14 protein-coding genes are annotated in these 17,096 nt (G+C 60.2%); all 14 read right to left on the reverse strand.

The features are described 5' to 3' along the window. Window positions 1-10 precede the first annotated feature (10 nt). Window positions 11-1,018, reverse strand: a complete 1,008-nt coding sequence (gene nuoH, locus GNF76_RS15285; RefSeq protein WP_076016755.1) for an NADH-quinone oxidoreductase subunit NuoH — start codon at window positions 1,016-1,018, stop codon at window positions 11-13. Beyond that, entirely contained in the window at window positions 1,015-3,729 is a 2,715-nt protein-coding gene (gene nuoG, locus GNF76_RS15290; protein ID WP_155583988.1) for an NADH-quinone oxidoreductase subunit NuoG, read from the reverse strand. Before nuoG ends, nuoH begins: the two co-directional genes overlap by 4 nt. Before the next feature lie 135 nt (window positions 3,730-3,864). Continuing rightward, window positions 3,865-5,220: an NADH-quinone oxidoreductase subunit NuoF gene (gene nuoF / locus GNF76_RS15295; protein WP_155583989.1), complete on the reverse strand. Its 1,356-nt coding sequence runs from the start codon at window positions 5,218-5,220 to the stop codon at window positions 3,865-3,867. Further along, window positions 5,217-5,714, reverse strand: coding sequence for an NADH-quinone oxidoreductase subunit NuoE (gene nuoE, locus GNF76_RS15300; protein WP_003219568.1), 498 nt, complete (start codon window positions 5,712-5,714; stop codon window positions 5,217-5,219). The genes nuoF and nuoE overlap by 4 nt, the downstream gene beginning before the upstream one ends. Window positions 5,715-5,716: 2 nt before the next feature. Then, window positions 5,717-7,501, reverse strand: coding sequence for an NADH-quinone oxidoreductase subunit C/D (gene nuoC, locus GNF76_RS15305; protein WP_155583990.1), 1,785 nt, complete (start codon window positions 7,499-7,501; stop codon window positions 5,717-5,719). Window positions 7,502-7,572: 71 nt separating this feature from the next. Continuing rightward, complete coding sequence (locus GNF76_RS15310) at window positions 7,573-8,247, reverse strand: NuoB/complex I 20 kDa subunit family protein (RefSeq protein ID WP_155583991.1); 675 nt, start codon at window positions 8,245-8,247, stop codon at window positions 7,573-7,575. Window positions 8,248-8,257: 10 nt separating this feature from the next. Continuing rightward, entirely contained in the window at window positions 8,258-8,671 is a 414-nt protein-coding gene (locus GNF76_RS15315; RefSeq protein ID WP_003223812.1) for an NADH-quinone oxidoreductase subunit A, read from the reverse strand. A gap of 653 nt (window positions 8,672-9,324) precedes the next feature. Further along, complete coding sequence (aceA, locus tag GNF76_RS15320; protein WP_034120253.1) at window positions 9,325-10,650, reverse strand: isocitrate lyase; 1,326 nt, start codon at window positions 10,648-10,650, stop codon at window positions 9,325-9,327. 509 nt (window positions 10,651-11,159) lie between these two features. Further along, a complete protein-coding gene (locus GNF76_RS15325; protein ID WP_155583992.1) occupies window positions 11,160-11,897 on the reverse strand; it encodes a secretin N-terminal domain-containing protein in 738 nt (245 codons plus the stop codon). 237 nt (window positions 11,898-12,134) lie between these two features. Further along, window positions 12,135-12,557: a GNAT family N-acetyltransferase gene (locus GNF76_RS15330; protein WP_155583993.1), complete on the reverse strand. Its 423-nt coding sequence runs from the start codon at window positions 12,555-12,557 to the stop codon at window positions 12,135-12,137. Beyond that, window positions 12,550-13,716, reverse strand: coding sequence for a ribosomal protein uL16 3-hydroxylase (locus GNF76_RS15335; RefSeq protein WP_155583994.1), 1,167 nt, complete (start codon window positions 13,714-13,716; stop codon window positions 12,550-12,552). Before GNF76_RS15335 ends, GNF76_RS15330 begins: the two co-directional genes overlap by 8 nt. 84 nt (window positions 13,717-13,800) lie before the next feature. Beyond that, the gene (purB, locus tag GNF76_RS15340; protein ID WP_155583995.1) at window positions 13,801-15,171 is read right to left on the reverse strand and encodes an adenylosuccinate lyase; all 1,371 of its coding nucleotides are present in this window, start codon (window positions 15,169-15,171) and stop codon (window positions 13,801-13,803) included. 125 nt (window positions 15,172-15,296) lie between these two features. Next, window positions 15,297-15,920: a high frequency lysogenization protein HflD gene (gene hflD, locus GNF76_RS15345; RefSeq protein WP_010172715.1), complete on the reverse strand. Its 624-nt coding sequence runs from the start codon at window positions 15,918-15,920 to the stop codon at window positions 15,297-15,299. Beyond that, entirely contained in the window at window positions 15,917-17,041 is a 1,125-nt protein-coding gene (gene mnmA / locus GNF76_RS15350) for a tRNA 2-thiouridine(34) synthase MnmA (protein WP_155583996.1), read from the reverse strand. Before mnmA ends, hflD begins: the two co-directional genes overlap by 4 nt. Window positions 17,042-17,096 lie beyond the last annotated feature (55 nt).

Below are 17,096 nucleotides of genomic sequence, written 5' to 3' on the forward strand. Positions count from 1 at the left end.
GGTCAAATCCTCACTGAACCGCGCCGGCTGGCGTGTTCAACAACACAACGGCAGCAGTCACCAGCAAATTGATCAGGGTCAGCGGCAGGCAGAAACGCCAGCTGAAATCCATCACCTGGTCATACCGTGGACGCGGGATGGAAGCGCGCAGCAGGATGAACAACATGATGAAGAACGCGGTCTTCAGGAAGAACCAGAAGAAGGCCAACTGCGGCAGGATGCCGAACGGACCGTGCCAGCCGCCAAAGAACAGCGTGACCAGCAGGGCCGAGATCAAGATGATGCCGATGTACTCACCGACGAAGAACATGCCCCATTTCATGCCGGCGTATTCAATGTGGTAACCGTCGGCCAGTTCCTGTTCCGCTTCCGGCTGGTCGAAGGGGTGACGGTGAGTCACGGCCACGCCTGCGATGAAGAAGGTACAGAAGCCGAAGAACTGCGGAATGATGAACCACAGGTTCTGCGCCTGGTATTCGACGATGTCGCGCATGTTGAACGAGCCAACCTGCACCACGATGCCCATCAGCGCCAGGCCCATGAACACTTCGTAGGACACGGTCTGGGCCGAGGCCCGCAAGCTGCCCAAGAGGGCGAACTTGTTATTACTGGCCCAACCGGCGAACAGCACCGCGTAGACCGACAAGCCGGCCATGGCGAAGAAGAACAGCAAGCCGATGTTCAGGTCCGCCACGCCCCAGGTCGGGGTGATCGGGATGATTGCGAAGGCAATCAGCAAGGCGCTCATGGCCACGACCGGTGCCAGGGTGAAGATCACCTTGTCGGCAAACGGCGGGGTCCAGTCTTCCTTGAAGAACATTTTCAGCATGTCGGCGGCGATCTGGAACATGCCGAACGGGCCAACGCGGTTCGGACCGTAACGGTCCTGCCACCAGCCCAGCAGGCGACGTTCGACGAAGCTGAGCAGGGCGCCCGCCACGACCACGGCCAACAGGATCACGATGGCCTTGACCACCGCGATGATCACGTCGATCACTTCAGGGGTGAACCAGGTCATTGCGCTGCCTCCTGCAGACCGTCAACGGTTTTGCCGAAAATGGCGGGAGGAATGCCGGCGATACCCGCTGGCAATGCAACCAGGCCTGCCCCCAGCTCTTCATTGATACGCAGTGGCAGGCGCAAGGTCTGGCCGGCTACGTTCAGGCTGAGCAGGGCACCGTCGTTGACGCCCAGGCGATCGGCTTCGGACTTGGCCAGGGAGACGTAGGCAGCCGGAATGCGTTCTTGAACCGGGGCGGCTTTGGAAGAGGTCTCTTCGCTGCCGAACAGGTGGAAGAACGGCACAACCTGCCAGGTACCCGGGGCCGGGTTGAACGGACGCGGTACAGCGGCGAACCAGTTCAGCGCATCACCCTGGCTTTCGATCAGGCGGGTGCCCGGATCGCCAGCACGGATATGACCACCGACTTCGTCCTGGAACTTGTTCCAGGCTTGCGGCGAGTTCCAGCCCGGCGACCAGGCGAAAGGCACCTGCTGACGAGGCTCGACCGAACCAGAGTAACCTTCCATGGAGAAGGCAAACGCGGTGTCGTTGTCTTGCGGAGTACGTGGCTCATGCACGCTGATGTCAGCACGCATGGCGGTACGGCCGGAGTAACGCAGCGGTTCACGGGCCAGTTTCATGCCCTTGATGCGGAACGCGGCGGACGGTGCGGCGTCGACAATCCGGGCCAACTGCGGTGCGCTGGAAGCGACGGCGGCGGTCACGTGGTCGAGCTGGGTCCAGTCGATCGGCTGGCTCAGCAGGGTAGCGCGCAGGGCATGCAGCCAGCGCCAGCCTTCGTGAACCAGGATGCTGGCGTCCATGTACTTCGGATCGAAGACCTGGAAGAAGCGCTGGGCGCGGCCTTCCTGGCTGACCAACGTACCGTCGCCTTCGGCGAAGCTCGCCGCTGGCAGGACCAGATCAGCGCGGTCGCTGGTGGCGGTTTTCTGGTGGTCGGCAACGATCAGCACTTTGGCGGCGTTCAGCGCTGCGTCGACCTTGGCCGAGTCAGTGCGGGTGTACAGGTCGTTTTCCAGCACCACGATGGCATCGCTACTGCCGTCGATCACGGCTTGCAAGGCAGCATCAAGCGATTCGCCACCGAGCATGGCCAGGCCGAGGCTGTTGGCTTCCGGCACGATCAGGCTGATGGAACCGTTCTTCTCGCGCAGCTTCAAGGCCTTGGCGATGTTGGCAGCGGCTTCGATCAGCGCCTTGGAACCCAACGAGGTACCGGCAATGATCAGAGGGCGCTTGGCCGCCAGCAGGGCGTCGGCGATGCGCTTGGCCAGTTCAACGGCTTCAGCGTCCAGGCCTTCAACGGCAGGCGCGCTGGCGTCGAGGGCGTGGGCCACGGCGAAACCGATGCGGGCCAGGTCGTCGGGCGCTGCGTGTACGCATTCTTCGGCGATGTCGTCGAGCTTGGTTTCAGCCAGGCTTGCGATAAACAGCGGGTTCAGCGCGTGCTGGCCGATGTTTTTCACCGCAGCGTCGAGCCAAGGCTGGACGCGCATCGCGTCGGCCATGTCTTCGGCCTTGCCCTTGACCGACTGGCGCAGGGCCAGGGCCATGCGAGCGGCGGTCTGGGTCAGGTCTTCACCGAGGACGAAGATCGCGTCGTGGTCTTCGATGTCGCGCATGTTCGGAACGGGCAGCGGGCTGTCGTTCAGCACTTGCAGGACCAGGCGGATGCGCTCCAGTTCAGAGGCTTCAATACCGGAGTAGAAGTGCTCGGCACCCACCAGCTCGCGCAACGCGTAGTTGCTTTCGAGGCTGGCGCGGGGCGAACCGATACCAACGATGTTGCGACCGCGCAGCAGGTCGGCGGCTTTATCCAGTGCTTCGTCCAGGCTCAGCTTGGCGCCATCGGCCAGCAGCGGCTGACGAGGGCGGTCTTCGCGGTTGACGTAGCCATAGCCGAAACGGCCACGGTCGCACAGGAAGTACTGGTTGACCGAACCGTTGAAGCGGTTTTCGATCCGACGCAGTTCGCCGTAGCGCTCGCCCGGGGAGATGTTGCAACCGCTGGAGCAGCCATGGCAGATGCTCGGCGAGAACTGCATGTCCCACTTACGGTTGTAGCGCTCGGAGTGAGTCTTGTCGGTGAACACACCGGTCGGGCAGACCTCGGTGAGGTTGCCGGAGAACTCGCTTTCCAGGGTGCCGTCTTCAACGCGACCGAAGTACACGTTGTCGTGGGCGCCGAATACACCGAGGTCGGTGCCGCCGGCGTAGTCCTTATAGAAGCGCACGCAGCGGTAGCAAGCGATGCAGCGGTTCATTTCGTGGGAAATGAACGGGCCCAGTTGCTGGTTCTGGTGGGTGCGCTTGGTGAAGCGATAACGGCGCTCGTTGTGGCCGGTCATCACCGTCATGTCTTGCAGGTGGCAGTGACCGCCTTCCTCACAGACCGGACAGTCGTGGGGGTGGTTGGTCATCAGCCATTCGACGACGCTGGCGCGAAACACTTTCGCTTCTTCGTCTTCGATGGAGATCCAGCTACCGTCGGTGGCCGGTGTCATGCAGGACATGACGATACGACCACGGGTGTCGTTCTCGTCGGTGTACTGCTTGACCGCACACTGGCGGCAAGCGCCAACGCTGCCAAGGGCGGGGTGCCAGCAGAAATAAGGGATGTCGAGGCCTAGCGACAGACACGCCTGTAACAGGTTGTCTGCCCCATCGACTTCGAGCTCTTTGCCGTCTACGTGGATAGTGGCCATGGTTCAAAGTTCTTCGTTGGCCCGGTGTCAGCGGGCGTGGCTAATGGAATCTTGTTATGGGTGTGAATCAACACAGCCGTTAAGGCGTCATCACACACGAAGGCGAAGGGTACGGACCCTTCGCCTCTTTAAGCGTTACGCGCCGACTACAATCGGCCTTGCCAGAGGCGGGACGGCGGCGCTGGTAGGCGCGATGCCGGCTTCGAACTCCGAGCGGAAGTATTTGATCGCGCTGCCCAATGGCTCCACGGCGCCCGGTGCGTGAGCACAGAAGGTCTTGCCCGGGCCGAGGAAGCCGACCAGACCCAGCAGGGTCTCGATATCACCGGCCTGGCCTTCACCGTTCTCGATGGCACGCAGAAGCTTGACGCTCCATGGCAGGCCGTCGCGGCAAGGGGTGCAGAAGCCGCAGGATTCGCGGGAGAAGAACTCTTCCATGTTGCGCAGCAACGACACCATGTTGACGGTGTTGTCTACGGCCATGGCCAGGCCGGTACCCATACGGGTGCCCACCTTGCCGATGCCGCCGGCATACATTTGTGCGTCCAGGTGCTCGGGCAACAGGAAGCCGGTACCGGCGCCGCCTGGCTGCCAGGCCTTGAGGGTGTAACCGTCGCGCATGCCGCCGGCGTAGTCCTCGAACAGTTCGCGTGCGGTCACGCCGAAAGGCAACTCCCACAGACCCGGGTTCTTGACCTTGCCGGAGAAGCCCATGAGCTTGGTGCCCATGTCTTCGCTGCCTTCGCGGGCCAACGATTTGTACCAGTCCACGCCGTCGGCAATGATCGCCGGTACGTTGCACAGGGTCTCAACGTTGTTCACGCACGTCGGCTTGCCCCACACGCCCACGGCGGCAGGGAAGGGCGGCTTGGAGCGCGGGTTGGCGCGGCGGCCTTCGAGGGAGTTGATCAGTGCGGTTTCTTCACCGCAGATGTAACGCCCGGCGCCGGTGTGCACGAACAGCTCGAAATCGAAGCCGCTGCCCAGGATATTTTTACCCAACAGGCCAGCGGCCTTGGCTTCTTCCACGGCACGGTTGAGGTGCTTGGCGGCGGTGGTGTACTCGCCACGCAGGAAGATGTAGCCACGGTAGGTTTTCAGCGCGCGCGCACTGATCAGCATGCCTTCGATCAGCAGATGGGGCAGTTGCTCCATCAGCATGCGGTCTTTCCAGGTGTTGGGCTCCATTTCATCCGCGTTGCACAGCAGGTAGCGGATGTTGATGGATTCGTCCTTGGGCATCAGGCCCCACTTCACACCCGTGGGGAAGCCTGCACCGCCACGGCCTTTAAGGCCTGCGTCTTTCACGGTCTGGACGATGTCGTCCTGGGCCATGTCGGCAAAGGCTTTACGGGCGGCCGCGTAACCGTTCTTGGCCTGGTACTCGTCGAGCCATACGGCTTCGCCGTCGTCACGCAGGCGCCAGGTCAGCGGGTGAGTCTCGGCCGACCGCTTGATGCGGTTGGCAGGACCAAAGGAAGTCAGGGTCATGGGTAGCCCTCGAGCAATTGGGTGACGCCAGCAGGCTGCACGTCGCCGAATGTGTCGTCGTCGATCATCAACGCCGGCGCCTTGTCACAGTTGCCCAGGCAGCACACCGGCAGCAGCGTGAAGCGCCCGTCCGGGGTGGTTTGGCCGAGGCCGATGCCCAGCTTGCTCTGGATCTCGCTGACGACAGACTCGTGGCCACCGATGTAGCAGACCATGCTGTCGCACACGCGAATGATGTGGCGGCCCACCGGCTGGCGGAAGATCTGGCTGTAGAACGTCGCCACACCTTCAACGTCGCTGGCGGGGATGCCGAGGATTTCGCCGATGGCGTAGAGGGCGCCGTCCGGCACCCAGCCACGTTCCTTCTGGACGATCTTCAAGGCTTCGATCGACGCCGCGCGCGGGTCTTCGTAGTGATGCAGCTCGTGCTCGATGGCCGAGCGCTCGGTTTCACTCAAGGTGAAACGGTCTGTCTGGATAAGCGTGCTGTTCATGCTTAGCGGTCCACGTCGGCCATAACGAAATCGATACTACCCAGGTACGCAATCAAGTCCGCGACCATTTCACCTTTGATCACCGAAGGGATCTGCTGCAGGTGCGGGAAGCTTGGGGTACGAATCCGGGTGCGGTAGCTCATGGTGCCGCCATCGCTCGTCAGGTAATAACTGTTGATGCCCTTGGTCGCTTCGATCATCTGGAAGGATTCGTTGGCCGGCATCACCGGGCCCCACGAAACTTGCAGGAAGTGCGTGATCAAGGTCTCGATGTGCTGCAGCGTGCGCTCTTTCGGCGGCGGCGTGGTCAGCGGGTGATCTGCCTTGTACGGGCCGGCCGGCATGTTGCGCATGCACTGTTCGATGATTTTCAGGCTCTGGCGCATTTCTTCGACGCGCACGATGCAACGGTCGTAGGCATCGCCGTTGGCCGCCAGCGGGACTTCGAATTCGAAGTTCTCGTAGCCGGAGTACGGGCGCGCTTTACGCAGGTCGAAATCGCAACCGGTGGAACGCAGGCCTGCACCGGTGACGCCCCATTCCAGGGCTTCTTTGGTGTTGTAGGCAGCGACGCCGATGGTCCGGCCCTTGAGGATGCTGTTGTCCAGGGCGGCTTTCTGGTACTCGTCCAGACGCTTGGGCATCCAGTCGATGAACTCCTTGACCAGACGTTCCCAGCCGTTCGGCAGGTCGTGTGCCACACCGCCGATGCGGTACCAGGCCGGGTGCAGACGGAAACCGGTGATGGCTTCGATGACCTTGTAGGCGCGCTGACGGTCGGTGAAGGTGAAGAACACCGGGGTCATGGCGCCGACGTCCTGGATATAGGTACCCAGGAACAGCAGGTGGCTGGTGATCCGGAAGAACTCGGCCATCATGATGCGGATGGTGTCGACCCGGTCCGGAACCTTGATGCCCGCCAGCTTCTCGACCGAGAGCACGTACGGCAGGTTGTTCATCACGCCGCCGAGGTAGTCGATACGGTCGGTGTACGGGATGAAGCTGTGCCAGGACTGACGCTCTGCCATTTTCTCGGCACCACGGTGGTGGTAACCGACGTCCGGCACGCAGTCGACGATTTCTTCGCCGTCCAGTTGCAGGATGATACGGAAGGCTCCGTGAGCCGAAGGGTGGTTCGGGCCCAGGTTGAGGAACATGTAGTCCTCGTTGGTGCCGGAGCGCTTCATGCCCCAGTCTTCCGGACGGAAACGTGCGGCTTCCTCTTCAAGCTGCTGCTTGGCGAGGCTCAGGCTGAACGGGTCGAATTCGGTGGCGCGGGCAGGGAAGTCCTTGCGCAGCGGGTGACCTTCCCAGGTCGGCGGCATCATGATGCGCGACAGGTGCGGGTGGCCCGGGAAGTCGATACCGAACATGTCCCACACTTCACGCTCGTACCAGTTGGCGTTTGGCCAGATACCGGTCACGGTCGGAATGCTCAGGTCGCTCTCGGACAGGGCAACCTTGATCATCACGTCGCTGTTACGTTCCAGCGACATCAGGTGGTAGAACACGGTGAAGTCGGCACCGCTCGGCAGGCCCTGGCGCTTGGTGCGCAGGCGCTCGTCCACGCCATGCAGGTCATAGAGCATGACGTACGGCTTGGGCAGGTTGCGCAGGAAGCTCAGGACTTCGACGAGCTTGGCACGCGCCACCCACAGCACCGGCATACCGGTACGTGTGGCCTGGGCGGTGAAGGCGTCAGGGCCAAAACGGTTATTGAGTTCGACGACCACATCCTGGTCGTCTGCCTTATAAGGCGGGATATACAGAGCACTGCCTGTAGTCATGGTTTTTTATCGCTTTCGGTCAACGTAAAGAATGAGGCCAGGTTTTCGTTCTATAGAAGAAGCGGGCTGGATCAGACTTCGTCGGGGCTGCGCAGGTTGGTGACTGCGATTCGCTGTTCGCGGCGCTGTTCCTTTTGCGAAGGCATCTCGGCGCGGTATACGCCTTGATCACCGACGACCCAGGACAGTGGGCGACGCTCCTTGCCAATCGATTCCTGCAACAGCATCAAGCCTTGCAGAAAAGCTTCGGGGCGGGGCGGGCAGCCAGGCACGTAGACGTCCACGGGCAGGAACTTGTCCACCCCTTGAACGACGGAATAGATGTCGTACATGCCACCGGAGTTGGCGCACGAACCCATGGAGATAACCCACTTTGGCTCGAGCATTTGCTCGTAGAGACGCTGAATGATCGGCGCCATCTTGATAAAGCAGGTTCCGGCGATAACCATGAAGTCCGCCTGACGCGGCGATGCCCGGATAACTTCGGCGCCAAAGCGCGCGATGTCGTGGGGCGCCGTGAAGGCGGTGGTCATTTCCACATAGCAGCAGGACAGGCCGAAGTTGTACGGCCACAGGGAGTTCTTACGTCCCCAGTTGACCGCGCCATTCAGCACGTCTTCGAGCTTGCCCATGTAGATGTTTTTGTGGACTTGGTCTTCTAACGGATCGGAAACGGTTTCCCGTTCGCCGATGGGGTACTGCTCGTTAGGAGCATCCGGGTCGATCCTGGTGAGATTGTATTGCATCGCCAAAGCCTCATTGTTTCAGCTTCGCTTGCCGCTTGCGACGAGCTTCCGGAGCCCAATCAAGGGCGCCCACTCGAAATAGGTAGACAAGGCCTGCCAACAGAATTGCTATGAAAACGAGAGCTTCGACGAATCCGGTCCAGCCGCTTTCGCGAACAGACACAGACCAGGCAAAGAGAAAGAGGGCTTCGATATCGAAGATCACGAACAGCATCGCGACCAGATAGAATTTGGCTGAGAGCCGCAAGCGGGCGCCACCTGTAGGTAGCATGCCGGACTCGAACGGTTCGTTTTTGCTGCGACCCCAGGCTTTTGACCCCAGGAGGCTGGATACGCCGAGCATGAAGGCGCAAAGGCCAACAACACCCAGAAGGAAAATGGCAAAGCCCCAGTTGTGGGCCATGAGTCCTGTCGCTTCGGGCATGCTGAAAATCCTTAACAGAGAGCAAGGGTCTCTGAGCTTGAAAAAGTAACGATGCAGTGACGATATGTCGCAGCGCAATCAATCGCGGTGATTTTATGGCTAAACACCGGGCAAGTAAAATTCCTATAGCGAAATTATTCGGTGGAATAAGGACATAGTGCACCTTTTTAAGGCTGCAGCCCATGCTGCGCGGGCATTAGCCGGGTTTTTGTGAATTATGTTTTGTTTAACCTGTAACGAAGTTTTCATGCTCTAAATGATAATGAATATTGTTTGCGTGGGTTTTAAACGGGTGTTTGGCATGTAGCGGGGGAAGTTGTTGTTACTTGCCCGTTCGGCGCAAGTTGGTAAAGCGGATCTTTTAACTGACTTTAGCGATGCAAATACCGCCCTGGATCAATGTTTTGCGCAAAATCTGAAGGTCGACTCGTTCTCTGTGGGAGTCGGGCTTGCCCGCGATGCAGACGCCTCGGTGTTTCAGTGAGACTGAGCTGATGCCATCGCAGGCAAGCCAGCTCCCACAGTTGACCGTCGTTGTGTCAGGGGGATTATTTCGAAGGCAAAAAAACGCCCCGAACCAGTCGGGGCGTCAGATCGTGCGGCACTGCGGTTAGCTTTCTATCGGATCCGCAATGGCCGTGTACTCAAGTCACTCAGTGGAACTGTTCTTCTTCGGTCGAGCCGGTCAGCGCGGTCACGGACGAGGTGCCGCCCTGGATCACGGTGGTCATGTCGTCAAAGTAGCCGGTACCCACTTCCTGCTGGTGAGCCACGAAGGTGTAGCCCTTGGAGGCGTCAGCGAACTCCTGCTCTTGCAGCTTCACGTAGGCAGTCATGTCGTTGCGGGCGTAGTCGTGCGCCAGGTTGAACATGCTGTGCCACATGTTGTGAATGCCGGCCAGGGTGATGAACTGGTGCTTGTAGCCCATGGCGGACAGTTCACGCTGGAACTTGGCGATGGTTGCGTCGTCCAGGTTCTTCTTCCAGTTGAAAGAAGGCGAGCAGTTGTAGGACAGCAGTTGGTCCGGGTATTCCTTTTTGATCGCTTCAGCGAAGCGACGCGCTTCGTCCAGGTCTGGCTTGGCGGTTTCGCACCAGATCAGGTCGGCGTACGGGGCGTAGGCCAGGCCGCGAGCGATGGCCTGGTCGAGACCAGCGCGCACTTTATAGAAGCCTTCCTGGGTACGTTCGCCGGTGACGAATGGCTGGTCATACGGATCGCAGTCCGACGTCAGCAAGTCAGCTGCGTTGGCGTCGGTACGGGCCAGGATGATGGTCGGGGTGCCGGCCACGTCAGCTGCCAGACGAGCAGCGGTCAGCTTCTGTACGGCTTCCTGGGTTGGAACCAGTACCTTGCCGCCCATGTGGCCGCATTTCTTCACGGAAGCCAGTTGGTCTTCGAAGTGAACGCCGGCAGCGCCTGCTTCGATCATGCTTTTCATCAGTTCGTAGGCGTTCAGTACGCCGCCGAAACCGGCTTCGGCGTCAGCCACGATTGGCGCGAAGTAGTCGATGTAGCCTTCATCGCCTGGGTTCTTGCCGGCTTTCCACTGGATCTGATCGGCACGACGGAAAGAGTTGTTGATGCGCTTGACCACGGTCGGCACGGAATCCACCGGGTACAGCGACTGGTCCGGGTACATCGATTCGGCGGAGTTGTTGTCCGCGGCTACTTGCCAGCCCGACAGGTAGATCGCCTGGATACCGGCCTTGACTTGTTGCACAGCCTGGCCGCCAGTCAGGGCGCCCATGCAGTTGACGAAATCTTTATCGGGGCGGAAGGACGGCTTGGCACCCTGGGTCACCAGGTTCCACAGCTTCTCGGCGCCGAGTTTTGCAAAGGTGTGCTCAGGTTGAACAGAGCCACGCAGGCGGACGACGTCAGCAGCGGAGTAAGCGCGGGTCACGCCTTTCCAGCGTGGGTTTTCAGCCCAGTCTTTTTCAAGGGCTGCAATTTGCTGTTCGCGTGTCAGTGCCATGGGGAAAAACCTCGTCGCGTCTTTTGTGGAAAAACTACTGGGTTGAAAATTCCGTTTGCCAGCCGCGCAATCGTTGCGTGGGATGGCTGCTCGCTGACCAGAAGCTTAGGCGGTCAAGTCAGGTTCGACGGGGAAGGCGACGGGATGAACGATAGGCTCAAGAGGGGAAGGCGAGCGAGGTAAGGGCGGGCTGCGGACAGTCTTCGGGCATCGTGGGCCTTGGTACGGTCAGTCAGTGTATTGCCGGGTTACCTGGTTAGCTTCCGTCCCTCGGGACAACTTCGTTCCAGTCGCAACCTCGTCAAACACACCTTGTGGGCGGTACAGACACGAATCGGCTCAGGTGGGTAGCTTAGAGCGGCGATCCGAAGGCCCTTGCCAGGGCCCCTGATTAGCGGGAGCGAGGCCATCATGCCCATGCTTTTTTGGATCGTCAAATGTTTTGTAGTGCTTTTTTTGAAGCACTACATCTTTAGTCTAATACGACTCGTCAGTCAGTTTTTGGTGCTTCAGTTCAGGGTCTCGACTTTGACCTTCAGGCTCAGGTCATCCCGGCCCTGAGTAGAGTAGCTGCGGGTTGTACCGGTTTTGTCGGCCTGGGTCTGGCGATTGACGCCGGCGAGGGTGATCCACTCGCCCAGGCGTCCGCTGACGGTTGTGTCGGTGCTTTGCACGTTCACTACATCGGGACGTTCCTGGCTCATGCGGTCACGATTTGTGCTGATGCTCAGGTGAACGGTCTCGCCGGTGACGCTGGCGGTGACGTAGAAGCCTTGGGTGACGTTGCGATACTGGGTCTGATTTTGCGGACGGCCGTAGGCGTCTGGCTGAGTGGTGGTCAGCGGCACGCTCTGGCCGATCTGGATCAGTGCGGGCACGCCTTCGCTGGCCTGGATCTGCTGGATCCCGCCGTCACGGCTCTCGGTGCTGTAGGTAATGACCTGAGTTTGGTTGTCACCATTGCTCTGCTGGTTGTTTTCGTTGGTGTCGACGGTGATCAGCAGGCGTTTTGATGGGGTGTCCAGTTGCGCAAGGAGCGCGCGCAGGGCTTGGATCTTGTCCGGTTCGGCATTCACGATCAGCTGGTTGCCGTAGGCACTGACGGTGCCATCCTTGCCGATGAAATTCTGCGCGACCGGCAACAGGTCGGTGCTGGTGCGGTTGCTCAGGGGCACGACTTCGGTGGCGGCCATCACCGAGAAACTGGCGGCCAGGAGCAGGGTGGTGAGCAGGGTGCGTAGGGACATGTCCGTTATCTCTGCGATTCAAAGAATGATTCTGCCAGTTTGTCGGCCTGGCTGGGGGCAAGTTGAATCGTAGACGGCAAAAGGCCCTGGCATCGGTGGATGGCAAGGCCTTTTGGGGGTGTTGCTGATATTGCTATCGCAGGCGAGCCAGCTCCCACATTCGACCGAGTACATCCTTTGGAATGCGGTCAACTGTGGGAGCTGGCTTGCCTGCGATGAATGCGACGCGGTCTTAAATCAGCCTTCACGCACCATATCAACATGCGGAATCCCGACTTCCAGGAACTCATCGCTGACAATCTTGAAGCCCAGGCGCTCGTAGAACGGCGCAGCGTAGACCTGTGCGCTGAGGAACTGTCGGGTCTGACCGCGTTTCTCGGCCATGCCAATCACAGCGTCCATCAGCTTGTCGCCGACTTTGAGCCCGCGCCAGTCTTTGAGCACCGATACGCGCCCGATTTCACCGCTGGGCAGCAGGCGCGCGGTACCAATCGGGAAGTCGCCTTCAAACGCGAGAAAATGCACTGCGTCGGCGTCGTCCGCATCCCACTCCAGCTCAGGTGGAACCGATTGTTCAGCGATAAACACCGCTTCACGAATGCGCCGAATCTCAGCGATATCCTTTTGCCAGTCCGCGACACTTACGTGAATCTTATTCATCGGCAAATCCCAGGCTTCCTTGCTTGACCAGTTCACAAACCAGGTCGCGGCCATCTTCGTCTGCGAGCCATGCGCCGAGGTTCTCGCTGTGCAGGGCGTCGGCCGAACACACCAGTTTCAGCAACTCGCGCAGTTTACCTGGCAGGTAACGGCTCTGGCCGCTGGCGAACAGCAACACGTCGTCGTCCACTTCCGACCATGCTAGGCGGGCGCTTGGGTTACGGACCAGGATCGCACCGTTTTCCAGGCTGTTGATGACGTCGTCTTCGCCCAGCTCTTCACCCGCCACCAGTTCCGGATAGCGCGGTTCGGTCATGAACTGGCCGAACCAGGTCAGCAGCATGCGCTCGTCGCTCATGTGCTCGGCCAGCAGGCCTTTGAGGCGGTCCAGGGCGTCGTGCTGAATCTGGTGCGGATCGCTGACTGGCTGGGCGTCAGCGTCGGTGTAGCGCTCTTCGTCCGTCAGGTACTGGCTGAGGAAGTCGGTGAAGTGGGTCAACACTTCAGCGGCGCTCGGGGCGCGGAAGCCTACCGAGTAGGTCAGGCAGTCATCCACGGCGACGCCGCAATGGGCCAGGCGTGGCGGCAGGTAGAGCATGTCGCCCGGTTCCAGTACCCATTCGGCGGTCTCTTCGAATTCGGCGAGGATGCGCAGGTCGGCGTGTTGCAGCAGCGGACTTTCGGTGTTGCACATCTGGCCAATCTTCCAGTTGCGCTTGCCATGGCCTTGGAGCAGGAACACGTCGTAGTTGTCGAAATGCGGGCCGACACTGCCACCGGGGGCGGCAAAGCTGATCATCACATCATCGATGCGCCAGCTTGGCAGGAAGCGGAAGTTTTCCAGCAATTCGGCCACTTCCGGGACGAACTGGTCGACGGCTTGCACCAGCAGGGTCCAGTCACGCTCAGGCAAGGTGCTGAAGGCGTCTTCGGCAAATGGGCCGCGGCGCAGTTCCCAAGGGCGTTCGCCGTGCTCGATGATCAGGCGCGACTCGACTTCTTCTTCCAGCGCCAGGCCGGCCAGTTCGTCGGCGTCGATCGGGCTTTCGAAATCAGGAATGGCCTGGCGGATCAGCAGCGGTTTTTTCTGCCAGTAGTCGCGCAGGAATTCCCGTGCCGTGATGCCGCCCAGAAATTGAAGAGGAATATCAGGATTCATGTGTAACCTATTGAAAAAATGCACTTTTCAGACGGGAATAAAAACGCCCGGCGCTGCCGGGCGTCTCAAGGGTCTAGCGGTCGATCAGATGCGTTTGGCTTGTGCTACAGCGTTGCCGATGTAGTTGGCCGGGGTGAGCAGTTTCAGCTCAGCCTTGGCGGCAGCTGGCATATCCAGGCCGTCGATGAACGTTTGCAGGGCGTCGGAGGTGATGCCCTTGCCGCGGGTCAGCTCTTTGAGCTTCTCGTACGGGTTCTCGATGTTGTAGCGACGCATCACGGTCTGGATCGGCTCAGCCAGGACTTCCCAGCAAGCGTCCAGGTCAGCGGCGATTTTCTGTGCGTTGAGTTCCAGCTTGCTGATGCCTTTGAGGCTCGCTTCGTACGCGATCACGCTGTGGGCAAAGCCCACGCCGAGGTTGCGCAGTACGGTGGAGTCGGTCAGGTCGCGCTGCCAGCGGGAGATCGGCAACTTGCTGGCCAGATGCTGGAACAGGGCGTTGGCGATGCCGAGGTTGCCTTCGGAGTTTTCGAAGTCGATCGGGTTGACCTTGTGGGGCATGGTCGACGAGCCGATTTCACCGGCAATGGTGCGCTGCTTGAAGTAGCCCAGGGAAATGTAGCCCCAGATATCGCGATCGAAGTCGATCAGGATGGTGTTGAAGCGCGCAATGGCGTCGAACAGCTCGGCGATGTAGTCGTGCGGCTCGATCTGCGTGGTGTACGGGTTGAAGCCCAGGCCCAGTTCGTCTTCGATGAAGGCGCGGGCGTTTTCTTCCCAGTCGATTTCCGGATAAGCGGAGATGTGTGCGTTGTAGTTGCCTACGGCGCCGTTGATCTTGCCCAGCAGTGGCACGGCGGCAACTTGAGCGATCTGGCGCTCCAGGCGGTACACCACGTTAGCCAGCTCTTTACCCAGGGTGGTCGGCGAGGCTGGTTGGCCGTGGGTGCGCGACAGCATCGGCACGTCGGCGAAACGGATCGCCAGTTCGCGGATGGCGTCGGCGGTCTGGCGCATCAGTGGAAGCATTACGTCATCACGGCCTTCGCGCAGCATCAGGGCGTGGGACAGGTTGTTGATGTCTTCGCTGGTGCAGGCAAAGTGGATGAACTCACTGACCTTGGCCAGTTCCGGCAGCTTGGCCGCTTGTTCTTTGAGCAGGTACTCGATGGCTTTTACGTCGTGGTTGGTGGTGCGCTCGATCTCTTTCACACGCTCGGCGTGCTCCAGGGAGAAGTTTTCCGCCAGGGTGTTCAATACAGCGTTGGCTTCGGCGGAAAACGCCGGCACTTCGCTGATGGCGGTGTGAGCGGCCAGGCGCTGGAGCCAGCGCACTTCAACCAGAACACGAGCACGGATCAGGCCGTATTCGCTGAAAATAGGGCGCAGGGCCTGGGTTTTGCCGGCGTAGCGGCCGTCAACAGGGGAAACCGCAGTGAGCGAAGAGAGCTGCATGGGGTGTTCTCGGACAGTCGGGCAACGAAATGGGGCGCGTATCATACATGAAAAAATCCGCCGATCCGTTGCCAACTGACCGGCGTATTACGCGTAAGGCGATGAAAAAAGGTTGTCTGCGCGACTTATTCGTTGCGCATCAACGGGTAAAGCTCTTTAAGCAGCTTGCGACGGCTGATGACCAACTGCCAGCGATGGCCGCCCAACTGTCGCCACAACCGCGCCGAACGAATACCGGCCAGGAGCAGGGCGCGGATTTTCGAGGCGTTGTTCGGTTGTTGCAGGTTGCGCATGTCGCCGTGGACCTGGATCCGCTGGCGCAGCGTGCTCAGGGTGTCCTGGTACAGGGCGCCACAGGCTGCGATCACATTTTCGTGGGCCGGGCCGAAGTGCTCGACCTGGGACTGGATCTGCGGCAGACGCTTGCCGATGGTCTCCAGCAAGTCATCACGCTTGGCCAGTTGGCGCTCAAGGCCAAGCATCGACAGGGCGTAGCGCAATGGCTCGCGCTGCAGGGTGCTGGGGTCGCGCTCCAGGGCGCCGACCAGGGCGCGATAACCTTCGCGCAGGGCCAGGTCATCGCCGCCATAGACTTCAAGGGTGTCCTTGGGGTCGCGGATCAGCAAGCTGCCGAGCATGCAGGTCAGGCCGGCCTCGGTGACTTGGCCGGTCTTTGCAATCTTGTCCACCAGCACGGCGGCGAGAAACACGCCGCCCAGTGCCGTCAGTTGCTCCTGGGTCGGGCTCATGCCTGACTGCTCCAGGGCTCGGCGACTTCGATCACGCCGCCCCCCAGGCAAATCTCACCGTCATAGAACACCACCGATTGGCCGGGCGTCACTGCACGCTGCGGATCATCGAAGGTGGCGCGATAGCCCGTGGCGGTTTTTTCCAGGGTGCAAGGCTGGTCGCTTTGGCGATAGCGCACTTTGGCGGTCAGGCGGCGCGGGGTGCTCAGGTCTACCGGGTTGACCCAGTAGATGTCCGACGCGAGCAGGGCGCGGGAGAACAGGTAGGGGTGATCGTTGCCTTGGCCAACGATCAGTTCGTTGTGCTCCAGGTCTTTGATCAACACGTACCACGGTTCATCGCCAGCATCTTTCAAGCCACCAATGCCCAGGCCCTGACGCTGGCCGATGGTGTGGTACATCAGGCCATGGTGGCGGCCGATGATTTCACCCTCGGTGGTCTTGATCTCGCCCGGTTGTGCGGGCAGGTATTGCTTGAGGAAGTCGCTGAAGCGGCGTTCGCCGATAAAGCAGATTCCGGTGGAGTCCTTTTTCTTGGCGGTGGCCAAGTCATATTTTTCCGCGATTTTGCGCACTTCCGGCTTTTCCAGTTCGCCCACCGGGAACAGGGTCTTGGCGATCTGTTCGCCGCCGACGGCGTGCAGGAAGTAGCTCTGGTCTTTGTTCGCGTCCAGGCCTTTGAGCAGTTCGGTGTGGCCATCGATGTCACGGCGGCGCACGTAGTGGCCAGTGGCAATCAGGTCGGCACCCAAGATCATGGCGTAGTCGAGGAACGCCTTGAACTTGATCTCGCGGTTACACAGGATGTCCGGGTTCGGCGTACGGCCGGCCTTGTATTCGGCCAGGAAGTGCTCGAAGACGTTGTCCCAGTACTCGGCAGCAAAGTTGGCGGTGTGCAGCTTGATGCCAATTTTGTCGCAGACAGCCTGGGCGTCCGCCAGGTCGTCCATGGCGGTGCAATATTCCGTTCCATCGTCTTCTTCCCAGTTCTTCATGAACAGGCCTTCCACCTCATAACCCTGCTCCATCAGCAGGACGGCGGAAACGGAAGAATCCACGCCGCCGGACATGCCGACGATGACGCGCTTCTTTTGTGTGTCAGAAGGGGCTGGATCACGCATAGGATTTCAACGGGTGTCTTTAAAAAGGACGCGATTCTAGCAGGCCCGAGCCTGC

Origin of the sequence: Pseudomonas spelaei (assembly GCF_009724245.1) — a bacterium.
In the GTDB taxonomy this organism is placed as follows: Bacteria; Pseudomonadota; Gammaproteobacteria; order Pseudomonadales; family Pseudomonadaceae; genus Aquipseudomonas; species Aquipseudomonas spelaei.

Excerpts from the sequence above, each read along its gene's own strand:
- nuoH (WP_076016755.1), bottom strand. The coding sequence starts at position 1,018 with ATGACCTGGTTCACCCCTGAAGTGATCGACGTGATCATCGCGGTGGTC.
- nuoG (WP_155583988.1), bottom strand. The coding sequence starts at position 3,729 with ATGGCCACTATCCACGTAGACGGCAAAGAGCTCGAAGTCGATGGGGCA.
- nuoF (WP_155583989.1), bottom strand. The coding sequence starts at position 5,220 with ATGACCCTGACTTCCTTTGGTCCTGCCAACCGCATCAAGCGGTCGGCC.
- nuoE (WP_003219568.1), bottom strand. The coding sequence starts at position 5,714 with ATGAACAGCACGCTTATCCAGACAGACCGTTTCACCTTGAGTGAAACC.
- nuoC (WP_155583990.1), bottom strand. The coding sequence starts at position 7,501 with ATGACTACAGGCAGTGCTCTGTATATCCCGCCTTATAAGGCAGACGAC.
- GNF76_RS15310 (WP_155583991.1), bottom strand. The coding sequence starts at position 8,247 with ATGCAATACAATCTCACCAGGATCGACCCGGATGCTCCTAACGAGCAG.
- GNF76_RS15315 (WP_003223812.1), bottom strand. The coding sequence starts at position 8,671 with ATGCCCGAAGCGACAGGACTCATGGCCCACAACTGGGGCTTTGCCATT.
- aceA (WP_034120253.1), bottom strand. The coding sequence starts at position 10,650 with ATGGCACTGACACGCGAACAGCAAATTGCAGCCCTTGAAAAAGACTGG.
- GNF76_RS15325 (WP_155583992.1), bottom strand. The coding sequence starts at position 11,897 with ATGTCCCTACGCACCCTGCTCACCACCCTGCTCCTGGCCGCCAGTTTC.
- GNF76_RS15330 (WP_155583993.1), bottom strand. The coding sequence starts at position 12,557 with ATGAATAAGATTCACGTAAGTGTCGCGGACTGGCAAAAGGATATCGCT.
- GNF76_RS15335 (WP_155583994.1), bottom strand. The coding sequence starts at position 13,716 with ATGAATCCTGATATTCCTCTTCAATTTCTGGGCGGCATCACGGCACGG.
- purB (WP_155583995.1), bottom strand. The coding sequence starts at position 15,171 with ATGCAGCTCTCTTCGCTCACTGCGGTTTCCCCTGTTGACGGCCGCTAC.
- hflD (WP_010172715.1), bottom strand. The coding sequence starts at position 15,920 with ATGAGCCCGACCCAGGAGCAACTGACGGCACTGGGCGGCGTGTTTCTC.
- mnmA (WP_155583996.1), bottom strand. The coding sequence starts at position 17,041 with ATGCGTGATCCAGCCCCTTCTGACACACAAAAGAAGCGCGTCATCGTC.